This window comes from Amnimonas aquatica (genome assembly GCF_002943415.1).
Taxonomy (GTDB): domain Bacteria; phylum Pseudomonadota; class Gammaproteobacteria; order Pseudomonadales; family Moraxellaceae; genus Perlucidibaca; species Perlucidibaca aquatica_A.
Genome location: NZ_PTQZ01000137.1, coordinates 1 through 5,060, shown reverse-complemented (window position 1 = coordinate 5,060; position 5,060 = coordinate 1). Strand labels below are relative to the sequence as shown.

Genomic DNA, 5,060 nt, shown 5'->3' with positions numbered 1-5,060 from the left:
GCTACGAACAGACGCCGCCGCTGGCCGGCGTGCGGCTGACGGCGCGCGGCTTCGCCTGGCTCGACGGCGCGCCCCAGGGCGGCGCGGGGGAGACCGGCGTGATCGAGCTGCACGCGCATCCGCTGGCGGCATCGCCGCTGCGCCTGCCGGCGAAGCTGACCGGCCGCGGCGGCGCCGAGCTGCTCGACATGCCGCCGCTCATGCGTGACGCGCTCGACAAGTTCCTGTTCCGGCAGCACCGCCGCAGTATCGCCGAGTCGCGGCAGGCGAGGCAGCCAGGCTGACTACACTGCAACGCGCTAAGACAACCAATCGTTACACACCTGAACAGTCCGGAAATTGTTTCCGGACGTCAAATATCCGACGCTTATCTCGAACATTTCTGACGGACCTTTGTCCGGCAAGGAGCTCAAGATGGGTCTCGGCGCACTGGCTATACCAACAAGAAAGACGAGCATCCAGCAGCGTCCCCTGGGGCGCTCCCCGGCCATGGCCCAGGTGCGCCAGCTGATCGCGCAGGTGGCCCCGCACACGACCCTGGTGCTGATCCAGGGCGAGTCCGGCAGCGGCAAGGAAGTGGTGGCGAGGGCACTGCACGAGCAGTCCGAGCGCGCCGACGGTCCCTTCGTGCCGGTGAACTGCGGCGCCATTCCGGCGGACCTGCTGGAGAGCGAGCTCTTCGGCCACGAGAAGGGCGCCTTCACCGGCGCGGTGTGCGCACGCAAGGGCCGCTTCGAGGCCGCCGAGGGCGGCACCCTGTTCCTCGACGAGATCGGCGACATGAGCCTGCCCATGCAGGTGAAGATCCTGCGCGTGCTGCAGGAGCGCTGCTTCGAGCGCGTCGGCAGCAACCAGACCATCCGCTGCAATGTCCGCATCGTCGCCGCCACCCACCGCGACCTCGAGTCCATGGTCGCAGACGGCAGCTTCCGGCAGGACCTCTTCTTCCGCCTCAACGTCTTCCCGATCCAGCTGCCGCCGTTGCGCGACCATGCCGATGACATCCCCGAGCTGCTCGCCCTGTTCAACGGCAAGCTGAGCGCGCGCGGCATGCCGACCGCCGAGGTCAGCCAGAGCGCCCTCGGCGCGCTCATGCGCTACCGCTGGCCGGGCAATGTGCGCGAGCTCGAGAACTTGGTCGAGCGCCTGAGCATCACGCATCCGGGCCAGCAGGTGCGGGCGCGTGACCTGCCGTCGCGCTACGCCGCCTTCCTGCCGGTCGAGGGCATCGAGCAGGAAGAGCGCGCCATGCTCTTCGACGTGCCGGTGCTGCCGGCCTCCAGCGTCGCCGAGGTGGCCGAGTCGCACACCACCGCCATGGAGCTGCCGGCCTGCGGGCTGGACCTCAAGCAGCATCTGCAGGACATCGAGGTGAACTACATCAACGAAGCGCTGCGCCAGGTCGACGGCGTGGTGGCCAAGGCCGCCAAGCTGCTCGGGCTGCAGCGCACGACGCTGGTCGAGAAGATGAAGAAGTTCGGCCTCAGCAGTGCCTGGTAAGGCCGCCGGACAGTCACAGGGAGCACGATCATGACCAGCGTATCCGGAGTCGATCAGATCCTCAGCCAGATCCGCGCCATCCGTCAGCAGACGGCGGCGCCGGAGATCGCCGCACCGGGCGCGCTGCCGCGTCCGGATGCCGTGCGCGCACCCGGCGAGACGGTGGCCGCGCCTGGCTCCTTCGACAGCCTGCTGAAGGCGTCGGTGCAGGCGGTCAACGAAACCCAGCAGAGCGCCGGCGCCATGGCCACGGCCTGGGAGCGCGGCGACAGCGAGGTCAGCCTGACCCAGGTCATGGTCTCGTTGCAGAAGGCCGATGTTTCTTTCAAGGCCATGATGGAGGTACGCAACAAGATGGTCGATGCGTACCAGGAAGTCATGCGCATGTCGATCTGAGCGCAGGCGAACTAACAAGAGGGTGAGTCCATGGCTCAAACCAATCTCGCTGCCATGAAGGCGCGCTTCCTGCCCGAAGGCCTGCCGGCCTGGGCCGGCCAGGTCGGCATGCTGGTCGGCATCGCCGCCAGTGTCGCCATCGGCCTCGCCGTGGTGCTGTGGTCGCAGGGCCCGGACTACCGGGTGCTCTACAGCAGTCTGCCGGCGGAGCGCGCCTCCGCGGTCATGGACTCGCTGACATCGCTCAACATTCCGTACAAGCTGGAGGAAAACACCGGCGCACTGCTGGTGCCGGCCGACCAGCTCCACAACGCGCGTCTCAAGCTCGCCGGCAGCGGTCTGACCCAGGTCAGCGACGGCACCGGCCTGGAGATGATCCGCGCCGAGAAGGGCTTCGGCGTCAGCGAGTTCATCGAGACCCGCAAGTACCAGCATGCCCTGGAGGTGGAGCTGGCGCGCACGGTGGAGAGCATCCAGCAGGTGCGCGCGGCGCGCGTGCACCTGGCCATGCCGAAGCAGAGCGTGTTCGTGCGCGACCGTCGCCAGGTCAGCGCCTCGGTCATGGTCGACATCAAGCCCGGCATGACGCTGGAACAGAAGAACGTGCTGGCGATCATGAACCTGGTGGCATCGAGCATTCCCGAGCTGACGCCGGATCTGGTCACCGTCGTCGACCAGCGCGGCAACCTGCTGTCGAAGAAGGAGCGCGATGACGCGCTGGAGCTGAGCAGCCGCCAGTTCGCCTATCGCCAGCAGGTCGAGAGCGCCTACGAGGAGCGCATCTCGCGACTGCTGTCAGCCATCGTGCCCAGCGGCCAGGTGCGCGTGCAGGTGTCCGCCGATCTCGATTTCTCGGTGCAGCAGCAGAGTCGCGAGAGCTACAACCCGCAGAGCTCGGTGGTGCGCAGCGAGCAGCTCAACAGCACCAGCAGCGACCAGCCGGCGCAGGCCGCGCGCGGCATTCCCGGCGCGCTCAGCAACCAGCCGCCGACCGCCGCCACCCCGGCCCCGGATGCCCGTGACGGCGACGAAACGCCACGCGGCTCCAGCACGCAGGCGGTGACGCGCAACTACGAGATCGACCGCGTGCTGAACTACAGCAATACCCCGGCCGGCGCGCTGCGCAACCTGTCGGTGGCCGTGGTGGTGGACAGCACTCCGCTGAAGGATAACGGCGGCACCATCGTCAAGGCCGGCCCCAACGCCGCCGAGCTGGAACGCATGACCGGTCTGGTGCAGAGCGCCATCGGCTATCAGGCCGAGCGTGGCGACAAGGTGACGGTGGTCAGTGCTGCCTTCAGTCCGGTCGATGGCGCGGACTTGTCTGCAGCCGACGGCCCGGCGTTCTGGCAGCAGTCGTGGTTCGCCGGTCTGGTGAAGCAGGCGCTGGTCGGGTTGGCGGTGCTGCTGGTCGGCCTCGGCGTGCTGCGCCTGTTGCGCCAGAGCCTGCGGCCGGTGTTGCCGGTCGCCGCCGGTCAGGGCCTGCCGGCACCGGGTGGCCTGCCGGCGCTGCCGGCCGGCGAGGCGGGCGCACTGGCACAGCTGGGTTACGACGTGTCCGGCCTGCCGGCTGCGGAAGCTGCGCCGCCGCGTCCGCTGACGCTGCTGACCTCGGGCAAGGATCTCGAACAGCGCATGGAAGCCGTGCGCAACGTGGCCACCGAAGACCCGCGCCTGGTGGCGCAGGTCGTCAAGAGCTGGGTGACTCCAAATGGCGAATGAACTGGCGATATCGCAGCCGCAGCCCGGCAGCGCCGACGCGGCCATGCTGCTGCTCATGCTCGGCGAGGAGCGCGCGGCCGAAGTGCTGCGCTATGTCGGCTCCGAGGCGGTCGAGAAGATCGGCGTGGCCATGGCCGGCATCCGCGAAGTGAACAATGACCAGGCGCTGGCGGTCATCGACGGCTTCGGTGCCGCGCTCAGCGCGCACACGCCGCTCGGCGTCGGGGTGCCAGACTACGTCAGGCAGGTGCTGGTCTCCACGCTGGGCGAGGAGCAGGGCCGCACGCTCGCCGACCGCGTGCTCGGCGACAGCCAGCCGGTGGAGATCGACACCCTGCGCTGGCTCGATTTCGACACCGTGGTCCACATGCTCCGCGACGAGCACCCGCAGATCATCGCCATCACCCTGGCGCACATGGAGCCGGCGCAGGCGGCGACCATCCTCGACCGGCTCGAGGCCGGGCTGCAGGAGGACGTGGTGTTGCGCATCGCGACCATGGAGAAGATCCCGCAGGCGGCGCTGATGGAGCTGCAGACCATCCTGCGCAGCAAGCTGTCGCTGGCCGGCGCTTTCAAGGCCCGCCCGGTGGATGGCGCGCGCACCGTGGCCGGCATCATCAACGGCGTCGGCAGCGGCACCGAGGGCCGCATCATCGAGGCGCTGTCGAAGGTCGACCGCTCGCTGACCGAGAAGATCCAGGATCTCATGTTCGTGTTCGACAACCTCATCGGGCTCGATGACAAGAGCATGCAGGTGCTGCTGCGCGAAGTCTCCAACGATGTCCTCGCGCTGGCCCTCAAAGGGGCCGTCGAGCCCATGCGCGAGAAGGTGTTCCGCAACATGTCCAAGCGTGCCGGCGAGATCCTGCAGGAAGACATGGAGGCGCGCGGCCCGGTGAAGATGAGCGAAGTCGAGGTGGCGCAGAAGGAAATCGTCACCGTCGCCCGCCGTCTCTCCGAGGAAGGACAGATCACGCTGGCCACGGGCAGGGAAGACTATGTCGAATGATGCCGGGTCGAATGATGCCGCGGATGATCGCGCCGCGCCGCGTCGGGTGACCGCGCAGGCGGCCGGCACGGCCTGGTCGCGCTGGCAGATGCCGGTCATGGCCGACGAGCAGCTGGCAGAGGCGGCGCCGGCAGCCGAGCCGGCGGCAGTGGCGGACAGCGCCGACCGCTTCGAGCAGGAGCTGGCGACGCTGCGCGAAGGCGCCCGCCGTGAAGGCTGGGAGCAGGGTCTGGGCGAGGGCCGCCAGGCCGCGCGCGGCGAGCTGGGCCTGCAGGCGCAGCGCTGGCGCCAGCTCATGGCGCACCTGGACCAGCCGCTGGCGGCCATGGATGCGCAGGTCGAGCAGGAACTGGCGTTGCTGGCGCTGGCACTGGCGCGCCAGGTCATCCATGCCGAGCTGCGCACGACCCCGGAGCTGGTGCTGCCGGTGATC

6 protein-coding genes are annotated in these 5,060 nt (G+C 68.7%); all 6 read left to right on the top strand.

Going from position 1 to position 5,060, the window contains the following annotated elements:
* Window positions 1-284: PilZ domain-containing protein (locus C5O18_RS06415; protein WP_206389763.1), on the top strand; the 284-nt coding region annotated here is incomplete at its 5' end.
* Window positions 285-414: 130 nt separating this feature from the next.
* Window positions 415-1,500 carry a sigma-54 interaction domain-containing protein gene (locus tag C5O18_RS06410; protein ID WP_105192508.1) on the top strand — a complete coding sequence of 362 codons (1,086 nt, stop codon included), beginning with the start codon at window positions 415-417 and terminating at the stop codon, window positions 1,498-1,500.
* A gap of 30 nt (window positions 1,501-1,530) precedes the next feature.
* Window positions 1,531-1,896 (top strand): flagellar hook-basal body complex protein FliE, encoded by a 366-nt coding sequence (fliE, locus tag C5O18_RS06405; RefSeq protein ID WP_105192506.1) that lies wholly within the window; start codon window positions 1,531-1,533, stop codon window positions 1,894-1,896.
* 30 nt (window positions 1,897-1,926) lie between these two features.
* On the top strand, window positions 1,927-3,618 hold the full coding sequence (gene fliF / locus C5O18_RS06400; RefSeq protein WP_105192504.1) for a flagellar basal-body MS-ring/collar protein FliF: 1,692 nt from the start codon (window positions 1,927-1,929) through the stop codon (window positions 3,616-3,618).
* A complete protein-coding gene (gene fliG, locus C5O18_RS06395; protein WP_105192502.1) occupies window positions 3,608-4,627 on the top strand; it encodes a flagellar motor switch protein FliG in 1,020 nt (339 codons plus the stop codon). The genes fliF and fliG overlap by 11 nt, the downstream gene beginning before the upstream one ends.
* Window positions 4,628-4,673: 46 nt before the next feature.
* Window positions 4,674-5,060: FliH/SctL family protein (locus C5O18_RS06390; protein ID WP_241146761.1), on the top strand; the 387-nt coding region annotated here is incomplete at its 3' end.

Bases quoted from the DNA above. Each gene is read 5' to 3' on its own strand.
- fliF (WP_105192504.1), top strand. From the start codon at position 1,927: ATGGCTCAAACCAATCTCGCTGCCATGAAGGCGCGCTTCCTGCCCGAA.
- C5O18_RS06410 (WP_105192508.1), top strand. From the start codon at position 415: ATGGGTCTCGGCGCACTGGCTATACCAACAAGAAAGACGAGCATCCAG.
- fliE (WP_105192506.1), top strand. From the start codon at position 1,531: ATGACCAGCGTATCCGGAGTCGATCAGATCCTCAGCCAGATCCGCGCC.
- fliG (WP_105192502.1), top strand. From the start codon at position 3,608: ATGGCGAATGAACTGGCGATATCGCAGCCGCAGCCCGGCAGCGCCGAC.